A 1295-nucleotide genomic window follows, 5' to 3' on the forward strand; every position below is an offset into this window, starting at 1 on the left:
CGCGAAGGCCATGATATCCAGACCCAGTACAACGAAGAACGGCTGGAAACCATCAAGGAAAAGAGCGACATCAACATTGTTGAACTGACCGAGGCCCAGCGTGACGCCTTCCGCAAGAAGGCCAAACCGGTACGTCAGATCTACATTGATGAAGTGGGCGCACGGGGTGAGCAGTCACTCAATGCCCTGCTGTCCGCCTTCGACGAGGCCGCCAAGGGACAGTAACGCCCCCGGTAGCCGAACATGAAAAAGTCCGGCCAATTGGCCCACTGCTGTCCCACAGTTGGCAGCCTCATAAAGCGAACCTCATTTGAGGTTCGCTTTTTTTGTGCCTGTCAGGCTCAGGATGAAGGATGTCTTTCAGGCTTCGGCGATCAAATAGATTGAGTTGCAGCACGCGCATGATCCTCTGAACAGGCCACCCTTCTCTGGCACTATGGCGAGCAAAGGCCACTAGCAGGTAGGTAATCATAGCGATCCAGATTTGGCTGAGTACAGCATTGCGAGAGGTGCCCACAAAGGCTTTGATCTGCAGGTTCTGCTTGATCGTCTTGAAGAAGATCTCGATCCGCCAACGATCTTTGTAAATCGCCGCGATGGTGGCGGCAGATAGCCCGAAGTGGTTGGTAATGAACACGTAGCGCTTGCCGCTTTCTTTGTCGTAATAACCCACTCTCCGCAGCCGTGGAGCCCCACGCTTTAAGGCATGAGCACTATTTAACTGGATGATCTGGTCGCTGGTGACGCCCTGGCTTTTGTCGCATTCCTTGCGCTCCAGTACTTGATAGATGGAGTTCGGACGCAAGCGTGTCACGAAGAAAACCCCATTATCTGTCAGTGACTTATACCACCCGTAATCCACATACCCCTTATCAAAGGCGACGATGCTGCCTTTGGGGAAGCGAAATTCACGCCCTTTCACGAGGTCGTTCTCGTTGCCATCGCTCAGTGCAACGAACTCCGGCACATGGGTGCCATGGTTGAGTCCGACACTCAGCTTCACGTTGCAGGTATCCGGCCGGTGGGCAGCCCAGGGAAACAGCTTGAGGGACAGGTTGATGGCACTCGCATCCAGTGAGTAGAGAGGGTTCTTGAAGCGGAACTTATGGGAGCTGGGGCTATTTCTGCAGCGCTGGAGCAGCTTGTAGAACAGCGCTTCGTAGAGCTCCGCCGGCTGCTTCTCATTGAGCCTTGCCAAGGTAGAACGGGCAACGGGTTTGGCGCCAAGGTGGAAAAGCTTATGCTTTTGGCTCTCCAGGTTCGACTGGATATCGCTCAGGCTCTGACGGCCGGAA

Annotated in this window: 1 protein-coding gene and 1 pseudogene; one reads left to right on the plus strand and one right to left on the minus strand. The window is 54.4% G+C overall.

From position 1 onward, the window contains the following. A pseudogene (locus tag A3730_RS30870) lies at positions 1-225 on the plus strand (C4-dicarboxylate ABC transporter substrate-binding protein); the annotation flags it as partial. A gap of 67 nt (positions 226-292) precedes the next feature. Here the strand turns inward: A3730_RS30870 and A3730_RS01930 are convergent. Further along, a partial coding sequence (locus A3730_RS01930) for an IS4 family transposase (protein WP_063537365.1) occupies positions 293-1295 on the minus strand: 1003 nt, incomplete at its 5' end.

The organism is Alcanivorax sp. HI0044 (assembly GCF_001634945.1).